Here is a 17,417-nt window from a genome sequence, read left to right as displayed (position 1 = left end):
GACGAAATATTCCTTTCGTTTTGCTAATGGGAGAACAACATGAAAGCAATCGTTTACAACGGCCCGCGTGACGTGAGCGTGCAAAATGTCCCGGATGCCAAAATCGAAAAACCTACTGATGCCTTGGTTCGAGTCACTGCCACCAACATCTGTGGTTCAGATCTGCACATGTACGAGGGTCGGACTTCGTTTGAGACTGGGCGCGTATTTGGACACGAGAATCTCGGTGAGGTGATTGAGGTCGGGGCCGGTGTTGATCGGGTAAAGGTGGGGGATCGCGTTTGTCTGCCGTTCAATATTGGCTGCGGGTTCTGCGAAAACTGCGAGAAGGGCCTGACGGGGTTTTGTCTGACCGCCAATCCTGGTAATGCGGGCGCTGCTTATGGATTCGCAGAAATGGGGCCATATCAAGGAGGGCAGGCTGAATTGCTTCGCGTACCCTACGCCGACTTCAACTGCCTGGTGCTGCCCGAAGACGCGCAAGAGCGTGAAGATGACTACGTGATGCTGTCTGACATCTTTCCTACCGGTTGGCATGCGACTGAATTAGCCGGCCTATTACCCGGTGAGAGCATCGCGATTTACGGTGCCGGCCCGGTCGGATTGATGGCTGCCCACTCCGCCATGATCAAAGGTGCCTCCCAAGTATTCGTGGTCGACAATCATCCAGATCGTCTGAAGCTGGCGGCTCAAATGGGTGCCACACCGATAAACTCCCTGGAGAAAGAAGCGGTGGATCAGATACTCAATCTGACTCATGGCAAAGGCACTGATCGTGGTTGCGAATGTGTGGGTTATCAGTGCTGCGACCGCCATGGGCATGAAGCCAATCACCTGACGATGAACAACCTCGTTGCCTCGACAAAGGCTACCGGTGGAATAGGAGTCGTCGGCGTATTCATACCGAAAGACCCTGGTGCAAAAAACGAACTCGCAAAGGAAGGCAAGATGGCCTTCGACTTCGGTGCATTCTGGTTCAAGGGGCAGCAAATTCGCACGGGCCAGGCCAACGTCAAAGTCTACAACCGCAGGTTGGCACAACTCATTCACCACGGGCGAGCTAACCCCGCGCAGATCATTTCTCACCGCTTGAAGCTCGCTGAAGGGCCAGACGCCTATAAGCACTTCGATGCGCGTGACAATGGCTGGACAAAGGTTGTGCTCAAACCGGCTGATTGAGTGGATGAACCTGATGCCTTCGCTTGCTCCGAAAATACCGAGTAGGTCATAAACCGTGATAGCTAAGCACCGAAAAGGCACGCCCGTGGCGCAGTGCGCGATTAAGGCGGGCTGTCGGTGTGAGGAAAAAATAATGATTACAAAACATCGCAAACTGGTCATCGTACTTTCAGCAATCGGAGTCGTTACCTTCTTGAGCGGATGTGTTCGAGACCCTGACAAACCTTCAGTTTCTCAGCTTGCTGTCAGCGGTACCAAAAGCATGCTGCGCACTGATTCGGACATGCACAAAGTGCTGAATAAATTTGCCAGCTTCGATGGCAAAGCAGTTGAGAAGATCACACCAGCCGAAGCTCGCCAGCAACCGACCATGGCCGACGCCGTTAAAGGGGTACTGGCTGACCAGAAACGCGACAGCACGCCCACGACACTTGTGCCAGGCGTCACCACTCGCGAGATCCAAGTGCCGGGCGCTGCAGGCTCGATGCCCGCGACTGTGTATACACCAGACGGCACAGGGCCGTTTCCGGTAGTGTTGTACTTCCACGGAGGCGGGTGGGTTTTCGCCGACCGCAAAGTTTATGACGGCGGCGCACGAGGTCTAGCGAAGCAGGCTAACGCTGTCGTTGTTTCCGTGGACTATCGACTCGCCCCGGAGAACAAATTCCCCGCCGCACATGAAGATGCCCTAGCTGCTTACCGTTGGCTGACAACCAAAGCGTCTTCGGTGAATGGTGATCCGAAGCGTCTTGCGCTTGCTGGCGAGAGCGCAGGTGGGAACCTTGCCGTTGCGACGGCGGTAGCGGCTCATAAGGCGGGGTTGACTGCTCCGAAGCATGTGCTGTCGGTTTATCCAGTAGCCCAGTCAAATACCGACACTGAGTCGTATTTGAAATACGCCGATGCGATTCCCCTCAACCGTCCAATGATGCTGTGGTTCATTTCGCAAGTCATTACCAGCCAAGCTGATGCCAAAGATCCGCGCATCGATCTTGTGCATGCCAATCTACAAGGTCTGCCTCCGGTCACATTGATCAACGCCGAGATTGACCCGTTACGTGACGACGGTGCTCAGCTGGAACAGGCGCTGCGAAGCGCAGGAGTGAGCGTTGAACGCAGGCTCTATCCAGGAGTAACCCACGAGTTCTTTGGTACTGCAGCTGTGGTGCAAAAAGCCCAGGAAGCTCAGATCTATGCCGGCGAGCGTTTGAAGGTTGACTTGGAGAAGTAGTGCGTTAAAAAACTTCATTGATCGGCGCAAAGTCCACCTGACATAGGCAGCTTTGCGTTCGAGCAATTCAAATTAGAAAAGTGCTTTCGCCTCTGCGGATTTTCCTGAAAAGTCATATCGGGGGCGGAAAGAGATTCACCGTGGCGTACTATTCATCCGAACGAAGAGCCGCATTGCTCAAGATGTTGCCACCTCCGCTTAACCTGTCGATAGCCAAGGTTTCCCGGCGCGAAGGGGTGAGCGAAATGTCTTTGTACAACTGGCGCAAGCAGGTCAGTTCAGAAGGAAACGTAGTGCCCGAAAACAAGCAATTGGCCCAGAACTGGTCAGCCGAAAAGAAGTTTGCTGTTGTCCTTGAGGCCGCCGGTTTGTCCGAGATCGACCTGGGAGAGTATTGCCGACGCCAAGGCCTTTACCCGGAGCAAATCCTCGTCTGGCGGCAAGCGTTTATCAGCGGCCAGAAGTCTGAACAGGACCAGCAAAAAGACGACCGCGAACAAGCACGTAAAGACAAGAAATGCATCCAGGAACTTGAGCGTGAACTGCGCAGCAAAGACAAGGCGCTGGCCGAAGCCGCCGCGCTGTTGGTGCTGCGAAAAAAGCTCAATGCCTACTGGGGGTTCGACAACGAGGACAACTGACGCCCTTGCCAGACCGGCACTTGCTTGTGCACACACATGACAGGTAGCCCACTGAACGTGTGGCCGTAATGTATGCGCGAGAGTGCGGAAGGAGGGGTGGCGCTGGAGTCAGTGAATTGTTTCATAACGGATCAACCTGCTGGATTGGGTCATATCTATCTCAATAGGCTTTTTTTAACTGATCTACCTGGGGCTGGCACTGATCAGGGTCATAGCCTTGATTGTCAGCAAGGCTATGTGACTGCCCCATATAGACTTTTCGGTCTATATGGGAGCGTACTGATAGCGTCGATCAAATGCCCTCTGGCTTCATTTGAGGGCCAACGAGCACGCTCAAATCCGACTGACGCCACAGCCATGACTGCCATCCCCAAAGACTTTAGTAGCTGCTTTGCAGAGATAGCTGCTGCAGGTTAGCCGGGAGGGGGGCTATCCCCTACTGCAACCAAACACATGGCATCGATTGCCGTACACCTTGGTCGCGGCCTTGCAGAGGTAGCTCACGCGAAGGAAGTACCGATCCATCTCCTCTGGATCATCCTGAGAGAGGTGGTGCCCAGCGTTATCGGGGATATGCACCAAGCCATAGGCATCGTCGACAGGAATTCTCAACGCACTGGCCCAGGCAGCATTTAGGCGGCTGTATGTATTCTGCTGTGCCGAGTGAAAGCGTCCCACGGTGTGGTACGCATCCCAGTTGAGCAGTAAGACGAAGTGATAATGCAGTCGACCCTCTTGCCCAATCTCCCTGACCCAGCACCAGCGCACCTCTGTCTGATGAGCAGTATCGTTCAGGCGCACGGAGCGCCCCCGTGCTGATTGAATTCTGTGGGTCAAGGAGTCGACGTATTTGGAGATGACTGATTACGCTGCCTTATTCAGATAGCAGATAACCGCTTGGGCAAATCAGAGCCAGCACGATGGTGCTGATCCGTAGACTTTTCAAACCGTTGCTCTGTGAATACGACCAGTGCGGTAGGCTCTCGCCCCAACAGGCTTCATGCGCAGATATTGGTTGTCCTTGGTCAGGTAACTCACGGCATTGATGACCTTTCGACATGCCTCGCTGTCAGCTCGCTTGATCACCCCGATTCCGAGCTCGTCACCATATCTGTCCTTGTCATCGTTGCAGCTGAAGAAGTAACCCAGGCCACAAGTGATCTGCTCCCACAACTCGCCAATCTTTCTCGCTTTAGCAAAATCGCTGCGTACCCCAGCACCGTTGAAGAAGAAGGCTGCATGGATATGAAAGCCTTTATCCTCTCCGTGCTCAACTGAGCAGATATAGCCTGTCTCATGCTCGAAGATGGGATTACGCTCCCGCGCACGAATGAGCTTATCCAAGTCATTGAACACATGCTCAATGCGCAAGCGTGGCCAAGCCATCGCTCGATAATGCAGATCAACACGGACGACCACCGTGCGTGAGTAACGATCAAGCACCTGGCTGACGTACTCGCTGAGCGTGGCTTGCTTGCGACTAGCCTCGTAGCGGCGGTCATCCGCCTTGCGCTTGTACCTCTTGCTGCTGATTAGCTGACGAATCCGAGCAACCAGTACGTTCATGGCATGATAGAAATCCAGATAGGCCGTCCCTTGCACATTCAGGCAGGTCACTCCAGCAGGACTACGCTCCAAGCCAATGTCCTGACAGGCTTCCCAGAAGGCTTGCAGGTGCTCGCTATAGCCGTAGGGGTGACGATCATCGAAGAGATCGAACATCTGCTGCATGGAGTCGACGTATTTGGAAATCCTGGTCCGTTGTACACGTTCGTATCCAGATTGAGTTTGGATGATCTCGAAAGCCGGCTTGTCAGTACGCTCAATGGACTGAACGAGTCGTTCGATCCTGATCGAGGCTTGAGACTGGGAGAAGCTGGCGAAAACGGTAGTGTTGAATGAGTACATGATTGAGTACCTGGTTGGTTGGATGCACACCAGATACTTAGTGAGTGTGTTTTAACTGCTGAGACGTTCTCTGCTTGAGACTATTGAAAGGGGGTAGCTTATTGGATATGGCTATAGTTGACTGTAGATATGCCTATGCCTATATCAATAAAACCAGCTTTGTCAAGGGAGGTACTGCCCGGAGAAGCCGGGCAATGGAAAGCGATAGAGCCCTGCCTATCGAGACTTTTTGCTATGAGTCGACCGAGGGTGTTGTCTGAGATGCCACCATGGCAGCCGGCTGATGTGGCATATAGGCCATGACCGGGGAAGCCCCAGTCATGGCCTATTGAGACTGCCGGGAGCGCGCATCCAAAGCTCACTCCGGATGCCTGCGAATCACGCAGCGCTTCCCTCGTGAGCATCACGCGCCTCGATTCGGGCCATGACCCAGCCCATCACTTCGCTTTCAACCCACGCTACAGCTCTCTCACCCAATGACACTGACTTCGGAAAGCCCCCTTCTTCGATGTACTTGTAGATCGTGGACCGACCTAGGCCGGTGGCGTGCTTGACGTCTTTCAGGCGAATTAACCTCATGAACTGGCTCCTCTGTATTCCGTTCAGAGGATTCGGGTGGCCTGTAAGAAAATACCTACGGGTTCTTCACTTTGCTGCCTGGCCGGGTCAGCAAGCCAAATCGGTATCGATCCTCAAGGGGAATATCGGACTCGCAGGGAAAGAACTGCGGCTCCACCCTATTGTCAGCATTCGGCTCAATGACTACGCCGCCACGCCAGCCATCTGACGAGCGGGGCAAGGCAAGCAATGTGAGAAGAAAATAACCAGACCTCAAAAGTCTAGGGATGATGACGAAATCCATTGCCCCAAACGGAACCCCTGATACTTGGTCAAATAGCTCAGTAATCCAGATCGCCAAGCTATAAGCACCATGATAGAGCTCATCGACTAAAATGCCGCACCGGTCTCTGCCGAATACTTTCAGACAATCATCACCAGAGTCTGAGAGCCGAGCCGGAGGCCGAAAGTCATTACGAATCCGCGCCTGTAGCTCTTGATCATCAATCCACTGACTAGAAGGGCAGTTAACAAGCACAGACCAATATTTGGAGAGCAGATGAGCGGCGTACTTCTCCAACATGACCTGTAAAAAATGAAAGAACGAGGGTTGCTGGTCCTTACAGAGGCTAAGAACCTCTCCGTATGGATAATTCTGATGTGTCGTGGGATTTTGACGAGTATTCCTACGGATCGTATCCGCATGCTGCGCTCTAGTGGGAAAATCAAGTCTCGTCGTGCAAACCAAAACTGAAGTGGCATTGTCCCCGCCTGATAGCTCTGGATGGTTCAGATTGAGGAAGTAGATGCTTTTCATTTTTTCGAAAAGAACCGAGCTGGTTGCACCGGGCACATAGGTTCTTATCAGGCCCAGGTCAATCAGGCACAGCACTCTATTCTTCAATCGTTCTTTACTGAGCCCCGTGATCTTGCATAGAGCTGAAAAGCCCAGGCCACTGACCACCCCTAGACGGTCAGCGCGACACAACAGCACGCTCAGCAACAGGCTATTCACGATACTCAACCGGCCGGGCTGTCTTTTCCTCCGTGCGTCGGCCGCCAGATCCACACCCTCATTATGCTCCTCGGCTTTTTCGCTTGCTTGGGCAGCCTTCCTATTTTCGTGCTTCAGCAGCCTGCTGACAGCTTCCTCATGGTCCGTGGCTGGCTGCGCGGATGCTTTATTGAGTTTGTTGTGAAAGTCATCCGTGAGTTGGTAGCTCCTTTTTGGTCGCCCCTTACCCGCAGGAGTGGATAAAAAGGTCATCACGCCGCGCTTATCCAACTCTTTTAGCGACGCAGTCACATGGCGATCAGAGAGCCCAAACTGCTTCGCCAAAGCCTTCACACCAAGCTCCACCGGCTCTTCTCTTCCGAAGTGCTGAATGAAGCGCACCAGGAAATATTTATCCTCTGGCTCAAGCCCTTTCACTTCATAAAACAATGCAGATAGAAACACGCCAATCCTCCATAGGCCCAGGACAGAATATGGCTATTTTATCGCAATAAATACAGCCTGTTTTCAATACTTAGTCATGATGCTGAAACGTGACGATAAACGTGATGAAGTAACGTGATGAATAAGGAGCTATAGTTTCACAAAATGACGCTAAAAATTTGGGGAGGGGGTTTGGGTATGAGTCGGAGGTCGCTTGGACTTACATGGCTTGATAGCAATGATCACAAGCAGCAGAAATGGGCTCACAAATATCTGCAAGGGAAAGACGAAATAGACCAGCAACATCGCTCCTCAACGATCGATCAGCTCCTTCGGATCGGCGAGAGACTGGAGGATTCAAAAGAGGGCATATTGATCATTGGCCAGATGAGAGGCGCATGGCGGCAGGTAAAATGCAGCGCTTCAGATAAAGACCGAAAGACCTATGCCTTCAAGCTCAAAATCGATGTAAAAAAAGATCTGGTATGGCTCGCCAAGAAGAACAAGATCACTGCAGCCGACATGCTCAGCAGGTTGATCTCTATGGAGCAGGATGCTCATGTAAGGTTTGAGGAGAAGCTCAACGAGGTAAAAAAGACGCACAAAGAACTGCTGAGCCGCTCCAGAAACGTCACTGCCCACTACAGACAGATCAACGGGACTCTAAAGGAGTTGCTGCACGTCAGTGTGGCGCAACTGTGTCAATCTGAGATTCTGCTGGAAGATGCCTCAATCTCGACAGAGAGCATCACCGAGGATCAGCAGCGCAGGATAGAAGAGCTACGCAAGCAAACAATGGCCGAAGTTGGCGCAGATATAACAGGTGAGATTAGGCTTCGACGCTCAGGGCTCCTTGATCGCCCCATAAAAGGAAGCAATGCCAACCGCCAAGTAGCGAAAGAGGCAGAGCCCAAAACCACGCGCAGCACACTAAAGCACCAGGCGGACTTGACTGGCCAGAAGCCAGCCACCCGTCAACAGACCCCAGAAGCAAAGCCAAAGCCCAGCTCGACGCTCGTAAGCGATAGCGCCAGCCCAATAATCAAACATCCTGCCAGTGAAAATCTAGAGGCGCAGCCTAATAAGAATGTCTCATCTCACATCAAGACAGGCGGAGCACTCCAGGGCGCCCAGATAGCCACACAAAACCCACCCGGCAGCTTTAGGGTCTATGTAACTACAGGGGCAGATGGAGTCATGAACTTATTTATAAAGAAGCATCCCGCCAGGGCGAGGGCTGATTAGAGTCAGGCTGAACGCCTCCTTGGGCAGGCCGCCCAACTGCTCCTCCTGGGGCCGCTCGTGAAAGCCACGGTGTATCCCTGGAGAGTCTGTTTTGAGCTGGCAGGAAGGGCCAACCTTGCATCGGCACTGACCCCTATTCGGTATCGATGGCGATTCAATACAGTGATTGCGACATGACGACGATAGCGTACTGACTGAGCGCAGCCGTAACGCCTCAGGGTGCTAGAGCGGGCATGTCATCATCCACCATTATGATTTTCTAGACCTAGCGCTCACACTGCTGCATCCATGCCCCTTAAAAGGCCGTAGAGTAAAATCACGCAAAAAGAGAGCGGGGGAACATATGGGGGAACAGAAACAACAGAAAGCAAAAAGGCCCCATAAAATGGGGCCTTTAGGTACAAATATGGCGGAGGCGATGGCCCGCTACTGGAGGACTCAATCTCAGCATAGTGAAATACCCCCACTTAAATGATGGGGGAACGCCAGAGAGTCAGCAAATCTCAATTCACTACCAATTCACTACCAAAAAGCAAAAATCGCAAAAATGAAAAAGCCCAATCTTTTCAGACTGGGCTAAGTCATTGAATTATATGGTCGGGACGGAGTGATTCGAACACTCGACCCCTAGCACCCCATGCTAGTGCGCTACCGGACTGCGCTACGCCCCGACTAGGCGTGAATCTATTATCGCAACCTGCGAAAAACGATTAGAAATATACCCTAACCGTTTGAATTATGGAAGTATCTGGACAACCGATTCACTTGCGCAATACCACCAATACATCTTCCAGCTCTGAAATCATCTGGTGGATCATTTGCTTGTATTGCGTGGTGTCGTCCTTTGCCTCATCACTGGACATGCGCAAACGCGCACCGCCGATGGTGAAGCCCTGCTCATAGAGCAAAGCGCGGATCTGTCGGATCATCAGCACATCCTGTCGCTGATAATACCGGCGGTTTCCGCGTCGCTTGACCGGATTGAGTTGAGGAAACTCCTGCTCCCAATAACGCAGAACGTGCGGCTTTACCGCGCAGAGCTCACTGACTTCACCGATGGTGAAGTAGCGTTTGCCTGGAATGGGCGGTAGCTCGTCGTTATGACTTGGTTCCAGCATAAGCCTCAACTCGGGCCTTCAACTTCTGCCCTGGACGAAAGGTGACCACACGGCGAGCCGTAATCGGGATTTCTTCTCCCGTCTTTGGATTTCTACCAGGCCGCTGGCGTTTATCGCGCAGATCGAAATTGCCAAAACCGGACAATTTGACCTGCTCGTTATCTTCCAGAGCGTGCCTGATTTCCTCAAAGAAAAGCTCTACCAGTTCCTTGGCTTCTCGTTTGTTCAGGCCTAGCTCTTCATACAGACGTTCGGCCATCTCAGCTTTCGTCAGAGCCCCCATACGCTACTTCCTTAACGTGGCGTTTAACCTTTCCTCGAGCGAGGTGAGGATTTTATGCGTCGTCGCATTTACCTCATCGTCATTAAGAGTGCGCGATGGATGCTGCCAGGTCAAGCCAACTGCTAGGCTTTTTCTATGCGGATCAATGCCTTTACCCTGATACACGTCAAATAGCCTGAGGTCCGTGAGCCATTCGCCTGCGTTTTCACGAATAACATCCAGCACCGCCGCTGCCGGAACATCACGATCAGCTACTAAAGCAAGGTCCCGACGAACTTCCGGGAAGCGCGAAAGCTCCTGGAATTTCGGCAAACGACCTTGAGCCACTTCCGCCAGCACCAGCTCAAAAACGAAAACCGGACGGTCCAGACCCAAGGTTTTCACCAATTCTGGATGGAGCGCACCCACATACCCAACTTCCCGACCATCACGCTCAATGCGAGCGGTCTGGCCTGGGTGCAGCGCGGGATGATGCCCCGGCGTGAAGCTGAACGCTTCCAGCGCACCGGCGAAACCGAGCACTGCTTCGACGTCGGCTTTGACATCAAAGAAATCAATCGCATCATGGCCTTGTGCCCAACCTTCAGGCAGTCGGCTGCCACAAATGACACCAGCAAGCATTGGCTCTTGCTTCAAACCTTCCAATTGACCGACAAACCGCAGACCGCTTTCAAACATGCGCACACGATCTTGCTGGCGATTGAGGTTGTACTGCAGGGCCTTGACCAGACCTGGCCACAAAGAAGAACGCATGGCGGCCATGTCGACCGAAATCGGGTTGGCCAAGAGCAGAGGCTCTACGCCCGGATTGAACAGCGCGAACCATTTTGGATCAATAAAGCTGTAGGTGATCGCTTCCTGATAACCACGGGCAACCAACAAGCGACGAAGCGCAGGCAGATCACCCTGCGCTTCCGCCTTGGCTTGAGGCGCCAGGCGTGCCTGCGGGTAACGAACCGGCAGGCGGTTGTAGCCATACAGCCGCGCCAGCTCTTCGATCAAGTCGACTTCCAGACTGATATCGAAGCGATGGCTTGGTACTTCTACCCGCCATTGCCCAGCTGATTCAGAGGAAACCTTCAGATCAAGACCGGTGAGCAGGCGCTCGACCTCAGCCGAATCCATTTCCATGCCCAGCATCTGGCTGATCCGTTCAGCGCGAAGAATGACCGGAGCAACCGAAGGCAGATACTGTTCGCTGACAGCTTCTACGATCGGACCCGCTTCGCCGCCAGTTATTTCCAGCAACAAGCCTGTCGCCCGCTCCATGGCTTCGCGTGCAAGCTGCCAGTCCACACCGCGCTCGTAACGGTGAGAAGCATCCGTGTGCAAGCCATAAGAGCGCGCTTTGCCAGCGACCATAATGGTGTCGAAGAACGCGCTCTCCAGAAAAATATCGTGAGTCTTGGCGCTGACGCCACTGTGTTCGCCCCCCATAACGCCGGCAATGGCCAAAGCGCGCTGATGGTCCGCGATCACCAGGGTGTCGGCACGCAGGCTGACTTCCTGACCGTCGAGCAGAACAAGCTTCTCGCCATCTTCTGCCATGCGGACGCGTATGCCGCCGTTGATTTCAGCCAGGTCGAATGCGTGCAGCGGCTGACCCAGTTCGAGCATCACATAGTTAGTGATATCGACTGCGGCATCAATGCTGCGCACATCGGAACGACGCAGACGCTCCACCATCCACAGCGGCGTCGGACGGGACAGATCCACGTTGCGCACCACGCGGCCCAGATAACGTGGGCAAGCAGCAGGCGCCAGCACCTCGATAGGACGCACTTCGTCGTGCACAACCGGCACTACAGCCACCTGAGGACGTTTGACTTCAGTGGCGTACAACGCGCCCACTTCCCGTGCCAGACCGGCTACCGACAGACAATCGCCGCGATTAGGCGTCAGATCGACTTCAATGCTCGCATCGTCCAACTCAAGGTAAACACGAATATCCTGACCCACTGGCGCATCGGCAGGCAGCTCCATCAAGCCATCGTTGCCCTCGCCCACTTGCAGCTCGGCTGCGGAGCACAGCATGCCGTTCGACTCAACGCCACGCAGCTTGGCTTTCTTGATCTTGAAATCGCCGGGCAGTTGAGCCCCAATCATGGCAAACGGAATTTTCAAACCAGGACGCACGTTGGGCGCGCCACACACGACCTGAAAGGTCTCTGCGCCATTGCTTACTTGGCACACACGCAGCTTGTCGGCGTCTGGATGCTGTTCGGTGCTCAGCACCTCGCCTACCACCACGCCAGTGAATTCACCGGCGGCCAGCGTAACGCTGTCAACCTCAAGACCGGCCATAGACAGACGAGCGACCAGCTCGTCGCGGGAAACTGGCGGGCTTACCCAGCCACGCAGCCATTGTTCACTGAATTTCATCCTGCTCTCCAAATAGATTCGTTACGGGCGTGCGACCTAGCGAAATTGCGCGAGGAACCGCAAGTCGTTGTCGAAGAACAGACGCAAATCATTGACGCCGTAACGCAGCATGGCCAAACGTTCAACACCCATACCGAAAGCGAATCCCTGGAATTCTTCAGGATCTATGCCGGACATACGCAGTACGTTCGGATGGACCATCCCGCAACCCAGGACTTCCAGCCAGCCAGTTTGCTTGCACACACGGCAGCCTTTGCCGCTGCACATGACGCACTGGATATCGACCTCAGCTGATGGCTCGGTGAACGGGAAAAAGGACGGACGGAAACGCACCGCCAGTTCTTTTTCGAAGAACACTCGCAAGAACTCTTCGATCGTGCCCTTGAGATCAGCGAAGTTGATATCGCGATCAATCAGCAAGCCTTCGACCTGATGGAACATCGGCGAATGGGTGATATCCGAATCACAGCGATAAACCCGGCCCGGGCAAACGATGCGAATAGGCGGTTGTTGCGTTTCCATGGTCCGCACTTGCACCGGAGAGGTGTGGGTGCGCAGCAGCATGCTCGCATTGAAATAGAAGGTGTCATGCATCGCCCGAGCCGGATGGTGGCCAGGGATGTTGAGCGCTTCGAAATTGTGGTGATCGTCTTCGACCTCGGGGCCTTCGGCGATGCCGTAGCCAATATGAGTGAAGAATTGCTCGATCCGCTCCAGCGTTCGGGTAATCGGATGCAGCCCACCCGAGGTCTGACCACGTCCCGGCAGGGTCACGTCAATGCACTCCGCCGCGAGCCTGGCGGTCAGTTCCGCCTGCTCCAACGACGCTTTACGCGCATTGAGAACCTCTGTGACACGCTCCTTGGCGAGATTGATGAGTGCGCCGACTTGCGGACGCTCTTCAGCAGGCAAATTACCCAGGGTCTTCATCACCTGAGTCAACTCACCCTTTTTACCAAGGAAGTGAACCCGGATTTGCTCCAGGGCATTGATATCTTCAGCGTGTTGCACGGCCTCAAGTGCTTGAGAGACCAGCGCATCCAGGTTTTCCATTTACAGACTCCAGATACGAAATAGGGGAAGAGCTTAAAAGGCTCTTCCCCTATTTATGACGTTTAACACCGAACCCGGAAACCGGGCCCGGTGATTGTCGGGGACTTAGGCCAAAGTGGCTTTAGCTTTCTCGACAATCGCAGCAAACGCCGCTTTTTCGTTCACTGCCAGATCAGCCAGAACCTTACGGTCGATCTCAATGGACGCTTTTTTCAGACCGGCGATGAAACGGCTGTAGGACAGACCGTTAATACGAGCACCAGCGTTGATACGAGCGATCCACAAAGCGCGGAACTGACGTTTTTTCTGACGACGGTCACGGTAGGCGTACTGGCCTGCCTTGATTACCGCTTGCTTGGCTACACGGAATACGCGTGAACGCGCGCCGTAGTAACCTTTAGCCAGTTTCAGAATTTTTTTGTGACGTTTACGGGCGACTACGCCACGCTTTACACGAGCCATGATCTATTTCCTCTATTCTTGACCAAAATTAGCAAAGGCGCAGCATGCGCTTCACTTTTGCCACGTCAGACGGATGCAGCAAGCTGCTACCGCGCAATTGACGCTTACGCTTGGTGGACATTTTGGTCAGAATGTGGCTTTTGAAAGCATGCTTGTGCTTGATGCCATTAGCGGTTTTCAAGAACCGCTTAGCTGCACCACTCTTCGTTTTCATCTTTGGCATGTTCGGTACTCCGCATTCAGTTGATAAACATAACCGCAAGGCCTGCCGTGCCCTGGTGGTTACTTCTTCTTTTTCGGGGCGATGACCATGATCAGTTGGCGTCCTTCCATCTTAGGATGCTGTTCGACCGAACCGTATTCAAGCAAGTCACCTTCAACCCGCTTCAACAGTTCCATCCCCAGCTCCTGGTGGGCCATCTCACGACCACGGAATCTTAACGATACCTTGGCCCTGTCCCCATCACTCAGGAAACGTACCAGGTTGCGCAGTTTTACCTGGTAATCCCCTTCCTCCGTCCCTGGACGAAACTTGATTTCTTTAACCTGAATCTGCTTCTGGTTTTTCTTCGCAGCGGCAACCTGTTTCTTCTTCTCGAAGATCGATTTGCCGTAGTCCATCAGCTTACAAACAGGGGGTACTGCATCGGCGGAAATTTCCACCAAATCCAGTTTGGCCTCTTCAGCCTTAAGAAGCGCGTCTTCAATTGACACAATCCCAAGCTGCTCACCCTCAGCCCCAATTAACCGAACCTCGCGTGCCGAGATATTCTCGTTGATCGGGGCCTTCGGTGCAGCTCGTTTATCTTGTCTCATTTCACGCTTAATAATAATTACTCCGAATCATGGCGACCACGCCGGGAAACCGCTTGAGCGAGAAATTCAGCGAATTGTGCGACCGGCATCGAGCCTAGGTCAGCACCTTCACGTGTCCGCACAGCGACAGTTTGCATTTCGACTTCCCGATCTCCAATCACCAAGAGATAAGGAACCTTGAGCAAAGTATGCTCGCGGATTTTAAAGCCGATCTTTTCATTTCTCAAGTCAGACTTGGCACGAAACCCGCTTTGAGCGAGAGTTTTTTCCACTTCAAGGGCAAAATCTGCCTGTTTATCAGTGATATTGAGGATCACTGCTTGAGTGGGTGCCAACCAGGCCGGGAAAGCGCCTTCGTAATGCTCGATCAAAATACCGATGAAACGCTCGAAGGAACCGAGTATCGCACGGTGCAACATGACCGGGTGCTTGCGACTGTTATCTTCCGAGACATACTCGGCGCCCAAACGGATCGGCAAGTTGAAATCGAGTTGCAATGTACCGCATTGCCATACCCGACCCAGACAATCTTTTAGCGAAAATTCAATCTTGGGGCCATAAAAGGCACCCTCGCCCGGCTGCAGATCATACGGCAAACCAGCGCTGTCGAGTGCGGCCGCCAATGCGCTTTCGGCGCGATCCCACAACTCGTCGGAACCTACGCGCTTCTCGGGACGCGTGGACAGCTTGAGCTCGATGTCCTTGAAGCCAAAGTCAGCGTACACGTCCAGCGTCAATTTGATGAACGCGGCGGATTCTGCCTGCATCTGCTCTTCAGTACAGAAGATGTGAGCATCATCCTGAGTGAAAGCACGCACACGCATGATACCGTGCAATGCACCTGATGGCTCATTGCGGTGGCAAGCACCGAACTCCGCCAGACGCATCGGCAACTCGCGATAGCTTTTCAAGCCCTGATTGAACACCTGTACGTGGCACGGGCAGTTCATCGGTTTGATGGCGTAGTCGCGGTTCTCGGACTCGGTGGTGAACATGTTGTCGGCATAGTTAGCCCAGTGACCGGACTTTTCCCACAGGGAACGATCGACCACTTGTGGAGTTTTGATCTCCAGATAACCGTTCTCGTGCTGAACCTTGCGCATGTATTGCTCAAGAACCTGGTACAGGGTCCAGCCGTTCGGATGCCAGAATACCATACCCGGCGCTTCTTCCTGGGTGTGGAACAACCCCAAACGCTTGCCAAGCTTGCGATGATCGCGCTTTTCAGCTTCTTCGATCCGCTGGACATAGGCAGCCAATTGCTTCTTGTCTGCCCAGGCCGTGCCATAGATTCGCTGCAACTGCTCGTTCTTGGCATCACCGCGCCAGTAGGCGCCAGACAGCTTGGTCAGCTTGAACGATTTCAGGAAGCGCGTATTCGGCACGTGCGGACCACGGCACATGTCGACGTATTCTTCGTGATAGTACAGACCCATGGTCTGTTGATCGGGCATGTCTTCGATGAGACGCAGCTTGTAGTCTTCATCGCGAGCAGTGAACACTTCGATCACTTCGGCGCGCGGAGTGACTTTCTTGATGACGTCGTAATCTTTTTCGATCAGCTGCTGCATACGCTGCTCAATCGCCGACAAATCGTCGAGCGTGAACGGACGCTCATAAGCGATATCGTAATAAAAGCCTTCGTCGATTACCGGACCGATGACCATTTTGGCCGTCGGGAACAACTGCTTGACTGCATGACCGACCAAGTGAGCGCAAGAGTGGCGAATGATCTCAAGCCCCTCTTGATCCTTGGGCGTGATGATCTGCAGGCTGACGTCGCCGTCGATTAGATCGCTGGCATCGACCAGCTGGCCATTGACCTTGCCAGCCACGGTGGCTTTAGCCAGGCCAGCGCCAATGGATAGCGCGACTTCGGCTACGGAAACCGGATGATCGAATGAACGCTGACTGCCGTCGGGAAGAGTAATGGTGGGCATGGCGCCTCCTCTCCTAGTGGTGACCCCTACCAAAGGTCACGTGGGTTGGGATGAGCCAGTACAAGATCCGGTGGTATGCCTGCCTCACAGTGGCAGGAGCCCTAGGGCCAACCGTTTAACCGAACCAGAGTGACTGGAGTGAAAATAAAATAGCTACAGGTGCGACCTGTCGAGAAACCCTTGAGACGTCGCGGATGTTCAGGCGCCGCATGCTATCACACATGTTTGACAACAGCACTTCAACTTGAGCCCAATCGGTTGCCGCGAACAAATGAAATGATCCGGTGAACTTGAGGCGACCAACACCCCTCAAATAATGAGTGGATGTTGTGACACAGCCCCCTCATTACAAGGAGCATTCAACCATGCGTCTTTATCGCTTACTCACTCTCGCCGCCCCTATCGCCATGTTGTTGCCCCTGAGCGCCCAAGCCGCCTGGCCCCCTGGCGCGCGCGATCAGTACATGAACGAGTGCATCGCCACCGCCACTCAAAGTGTCGATAAGGCCACCGCCCAGACGCATTGCACCTGCGGCGCGAACGTCATCGAGAAAAAATTCAGTACGGCAGAGACGAAGGAGTTAAACAGCCAGACTGCCGAAGGCGGGGCGTTACGTGCGAGATTGCTAAAAGAAATCGATGCGTCCTGCACAGCCAAAAAATAAACGTGACAGCTTGGCAAAACTGGAAATCCCCGGCCAATTTCAGCCATTTCCCGACAGTCCAAACAGCAAAAATGGATTTTTTTTACGGGTGACTGAAATTGGCCGCAAGCAAGATAAATCAAGGCCTCCGGGCGCATTAGCCAATGAGCGGAGCGTATTGCTTTCGCAAACTGTTTTGCGAAAGACTTCTACATCCAAACATTTCGACTATGATAGCCCGGTGTGCCCAGTTGGCCTGAGCAGCACAGCACTACTGAAAAATTATGTTCTTGGAGATACACCATGTCTAATCGCCAAAACGGCACCGTAAAATGGTTCAACGATGAAAAAGGCTTCGGCTTTATCACTCCTGCAAACGGCGGTGACGACCTGTTCGTACACTTCAAAGCTATCGAAAGCGACGGTTTCAAAAGCCTGAAAGAAGGCCAAGCCGTTTCCTTCGTACCTGAAAAAGGCCAGAAGGGCATGCAAGCTGCTCAGGTTCGCGCGGAGTAATTT

At 53.4% G+C, this 17,417-nt stretch carries 18 protein-coding genes, 1 tRNA gene and 1 pseudogene; 7 read left to right on the top strand and 13 right to left on the bottom strand.

All coding sequences use genetic code 11. The features are described from left to right. Positions 1-39 precede the first annotated feature (39 nt). The 3 genes and pseudogenes from QN399_RS10120 to QN399_RS10110 form a co-directional block, all read left to right on the top strand. Positions 40-1,179: a glutathione-independent formaldehyde dehydrogenase gene (locus tag QN399_RS10120; RefSeq protein ID WP_322178694.1), complete on the top strand. Its 1,140-nt coding sequence runs from the start codon at positions 40-42 to the stop codon at positions 1,177-1,179. 133 nt (positions 1,180-1,312) lie between these two features. Further along, positions 1,313-2,410: an alpha/beta hydrolase gene (locus tag QN399_RS10115; protein ID WP_322178693.1), complete on the top strand. Its 1,098-nt coding sequence runs from the start codon at positions 1,313-1,315 to the stop codon at positions 2,408-2,410. A 140-nt stretch (positions 2,411-2,550) separates the two neighbouring features. Further along, a pseudogene (locus tag QN399_RS10110) lies at positions 2,551-3,080 on the top strand (transposase); the annotation flags it as partial. Between the two features lie 400 nt (positions 3,081-3,480). On the opposite strand, the gene QN399_RS26805 reads toward QN399_RS10110, so the two are convergent. The 4 genes from QN399_RS26805 to QN399_RS10095 all read right to left on the bottom strand — a co-directional run bounded on the left by QN399_RS26805 (position 3,481) and on the right by QN399_RS10095 (position 6,976). After that, entirely contained in the window at positions 3,481-3,909 is a 429-nt protein-coding gene (locus QN399_RS26805; RefSeq protein ID WP_369125019.1) for an inovirus-type Gp2 protein, read from the bottom strand. An 84-nt stretch (positions 3,910-3,993) separates the two neighbouring features. Next, the gene (locus QN399_RS10105; protein ID WP_322178692.1) at positions 3,994-4,959 is read right to left on the bottom strand and encodes an inovirus-type Gp2 protein; all 966 of its coding nucleotides are present in this window, start codon (positions 4,957-4,959) and stop codon (positions 3,994-3,996) included. A 378-nt stretch (positions 4,960-5,337) separates the two neighbouring features. Continuing rightward, positions 5,338-5,538 (bottom strand): AlpA family transcriptional regulator, encoded by a 201-nt coding sequence (locus tag QN399_RS10100; RefSeq protein ID WP_322178691.1) that lies wholly within the window; start codon positions 5,536-5,538, stop codon positions 5,338-5,340. Between the two features lie 55 nt (positions 5,539-5,593). Beyond that, positions 5,594-6,976 (bottom strand): hypothetical protein, encoded by a 1,383-nt coding sequence (locus QN399_RS10095; RefSeq protein WP_322178690.1) that lies wholly within the window; start codon positions 6,974-6,976, stop codon positions 5,594-5,596. Positions 6,977-7,120: 144 nt separating this feature from the next. Between QN399_RS10095 and QN399_RS10090 the strand changes: the two genes are divergently transcribed. After that, positions 7,121-8,200 carry a hypothetical protein gene (locus tag QN399_RS10090; RefSeq protein ID WP_322178689.1) on the top strand — a complete coding sequence of 360 codons (1,080 nt, stop codon included), beginning with the start codon at positions 7,121-7,123 and terminating at the stop codon, positions 8,198-8,200. A 594-nt stretch (positions 8,201-8,794) separates the two neighbouring features. On the opposite strand, the gene QN399_RS10085 is transcribed toward QN399_RS10090, so the two are convergent. The 9 genes from QN399_RS10085 to thrS form a co-directional block, all read right to left on the bottom strand. Further along, positions 8,795-8,871, bottom strand: a tRNA-Pro gene (locus QN399_RS10085). Positions 8,872-8,961: 90 nt separating this feature from the next. Continuing rightward, positions 8,962-9,318 (bottom strand): MerR family transcriptional regulator, encoded by a 357-nt coding sequence (locus QN399_RS10080; protein ID WP_219061984.1) that lies wholly within the window; start codon positions 9,316-9,318, stop codon positions 8,962-8,964. Continuing rightward, on the bottom strand, positions 9,299-9,601 hold the full coding sequence (ihfA, locus tag QN399_RS10075; RefSeq protein WP_002553164.1) for an integration host factor subunit alpha: 303 nt from the start codon (positions 9,599-9,601) through the stop codon (positions 9,299-9,301). The genes QN399_RS10080 and ihfA overlap by 20 nt, the downstream gene beginning before the upstream one ends. Before the next feature lie 3 nt (positions 9,602-9,604). Then, on the bottom strand, positions 9,605-11,983 hold the full coding sequence (gene pheT / locus QN399_RS10070) for a phenylalanine--tRNA ligase subunit beta (RefSeq protein WP_322178688.1): 2,379 nt from the start codon (positions 11,981-11,983) through the stop codon (positions 9,605-9,607). Between the two features lie 36 nt (positions 11,984-12,019). After that, a complete protein-coding gene (gene pheS, locus QN399_RS10065) occupies positions 12,020-13,036 on the bottom strand; it encodes a phenylalanine--tRNA ligase subunit alpha (RefSeq protein WP_322178687.1) in 1,017 nt (338 codons plus the stop codon). A 105-nt stretch (positions 13,037-13,141) separates the two neighbouring features. Beyond that, the gene (gene rplT, locus QN399_RS10060) at positions 13,142-13,498 is read right to left on the bottom strand and encodes a 50S ribosomal protein L20 (RefSeq protein WP_047275143.1); all 357 of its coding nucleotides are present in this window, start codon (positions 13,496-13,498) and stop codon (positions 13,142-13,144) included. 28 nt (positions 13,499-13,526) lie between these two features. After that, complete coding sequence (rpmI, locus tag QN399_RS10055; protein WP_003442181.1) at positions 13,527-13,721, bottom strand: 50S ribosomal protein L35; 195 nt, start codon at positions 13,719-13,721, stop codon at positions 13,527-13,529. Between the two features lie 59 nt (positions 13,722-13,780). Further along, positions 13,781-14,332: a translation initiation factor IF-3 gene (gene infC / locus QN399_RS10050; protein ID WP_172668659.1), complete on the bottom strand. Its 552-nt coding sequence runs from the start codon at positions 14,330-14,332 to the stop codon at positions 13,781-13,783. Beyond that, positions 14,332-16,254, bottom strand: a complete 1,923-nt coding sequence (gene thrS, locus QN399_RS10045) for a threonine--tRNA ligase (RefSeq protein ID WP_322178686.1) — start codon at positions 16,252-16,254, stop codon at positions 14,332-14,334. Before thrS ends, infC begins: the two co-directional genes overlap by 1 nt. 365 nt (positions 16,255-16,619) lie before the next feature. Here thrS and QN399_RS10040 point away from each other — a divergent pair, with 365 nt between their 5' ends. Genes QN399_RS10040 through QN399_RS10030 form a run of 3 tightly spaced genes read left to right on the top strand, consistent with a single transcriptional unit; the run spans position 16,620 to position 17,414 of the window. Beyond that, positions 16,620-16,919, top strand: a complete 300-nt coding sequence (locus QN399_RS10040; protein WP_322178685.1) for a hypothetical protein — start codon at positions 16,620-16,622, stop codon at positions 16,917-16,919. Further along, the gene (locus tag QN399_RS10035; RefSeq protein WP_322178684.1) at positions 16,894-17,229 is read left to right on the top strand and encodes a hypothetical protein; all 336 of its coding nucleotides are present in this window, start codon (positions 16,894-16,896) and stop codon (positions 17,227-17,229) included. Before QN399_RS10040 ends, QN399_RS10035 begins: the two co-directional genes overlap by 26 nt. Beyond that, positions 17,202-17,414, top strand: coding sequence for a cold-shock protein (locus tag QN399_RS10030; RefSeq protein WP_322178683.1), 213 nt, complete (start codon positions 17,202-17,204; stop codon positions 17,412-17,414). Before QN399_RS10035 ends, QN399_RS10030 begins: the two co-directional genes overlap by 28 nt. The last annotated feature ends 3 nt before the right edge of the window (positions 17,415-17,417 follow it).

This window comes from Pseudomonas sp. 10C3, from assembly GCF_036346185.1.
Classification (GTDB): domain Bacteria; phylum Pseudomonadota; class Gammaproteobacteria; order Pseudomonadales; family Pseudomonadaceae; genus Aquipseudomonas.
This window is presented reverse-complemented; position numbering and strand designations above follow the sequence as displayed.

Bases quoted from the DNA above. Each gene is read 5' to 3' on its own strand.
- QN399_RS10120 (WP_322178694.1), top strand. From the start codon at position 40: ATGAAAGCAATCGTTTACAACGGCCCGCGTGACGTGAGCGTGCAAAAT.
- QN399_RS10115 (WP_322178693.1), top strand. From the start codon at position 1,313: ATGATTACAAAACATCGCAAACTGGTCATCGTACTTTCAGCAATCGGA.
- QN399_RS10105 (WP_322178692.1), bottom strand. From the start codon at position 4,959: ATGTACTCATTCAACACTACCGTTTTCGCCAGCTTCTCCCAGTCTCAA.
- QN399_RS10100 (WP_322178691.1), bottom strand. From the start codon at position 5,538: ATGAGGTTAATTCGCCTGAAAGACGTCAAGCACGCCACCGGCCTAGGT.
- QN399_RS10090 (WP_322178689.1), top strand. From the start codon at position 7,121: ATGACGCTAAAAATTTGGGGAGGGGGTTTGGGTATGAGTCGGAGGTCG.
- QN399_RS10080 (WP_219061984.1), bottom strand. From the start codon at position 9,318: ATGCTGGAACCAAGTCATAACGACGAGCTACCGCCCATTCCAGGCAAA.
- ihfA (WP_002553164.1), bottom strand. From the start codon at position 9,601: ATGGGGGCTCTGACGAAAGCTGAGATGGCCGAACGTCTGTATGAAGAG.
- pheT (WP_322178688.1), bottom strand. From the start codon at position 11,983: ATGAAATTCAGTGAACAATGGCTGCGTGGCTGGGTAAGCCCGCCAGTT.
- pheS (WP_322178687.1), bottom strand. From the start codon at position 13,036: ATGGAAAACCTGGATGCGCTGGTCTCTCAAGCACTTGAGGCCGTGCAA.
- rplT (WP_047275143.1), bottom strand. From the start codon at position 13,498: ATGGCTCGTGTAAAGCGTGGCGTAGTCGCCCGTAAACGTCACAAAAAA.
- rpmI (WP_003442181.1), bottom strand. From the start codon at position 13,721: ATGCCAAAGATGAAAACGAAGAGTGGTGCAGCTAAGCGGTTCTTGAAA.
- thrS (WP_322178686.1), bottom strand. From the start codon at position 16,254: ATGCCCACCATTACTCTTCCCGACGGCAGTCAGCGTTCATTCGATCAT.
- QN399_RS10040 (WP_322178685.1), top strand. From the start codon at position 16,620: ATGCGTCTTTATCGCTTACTCACTCTCGCCGCCCCTATCGCCATGTTG.
- QN399_RS10035 (WP_322178684.1), top strand. From the start codon at position 16,894: ATGCGTCCTGCACAGCCAAAAAATAAACGTGACAGCTTGGCAAAACTG.
- QN399_RS10030 (WP_322178683.1), top strand. From the start codon at position 17,202: ATGTCTAATCGCCAAAACGGCACCGTAAAATGGTTCAACGATGAAAAA.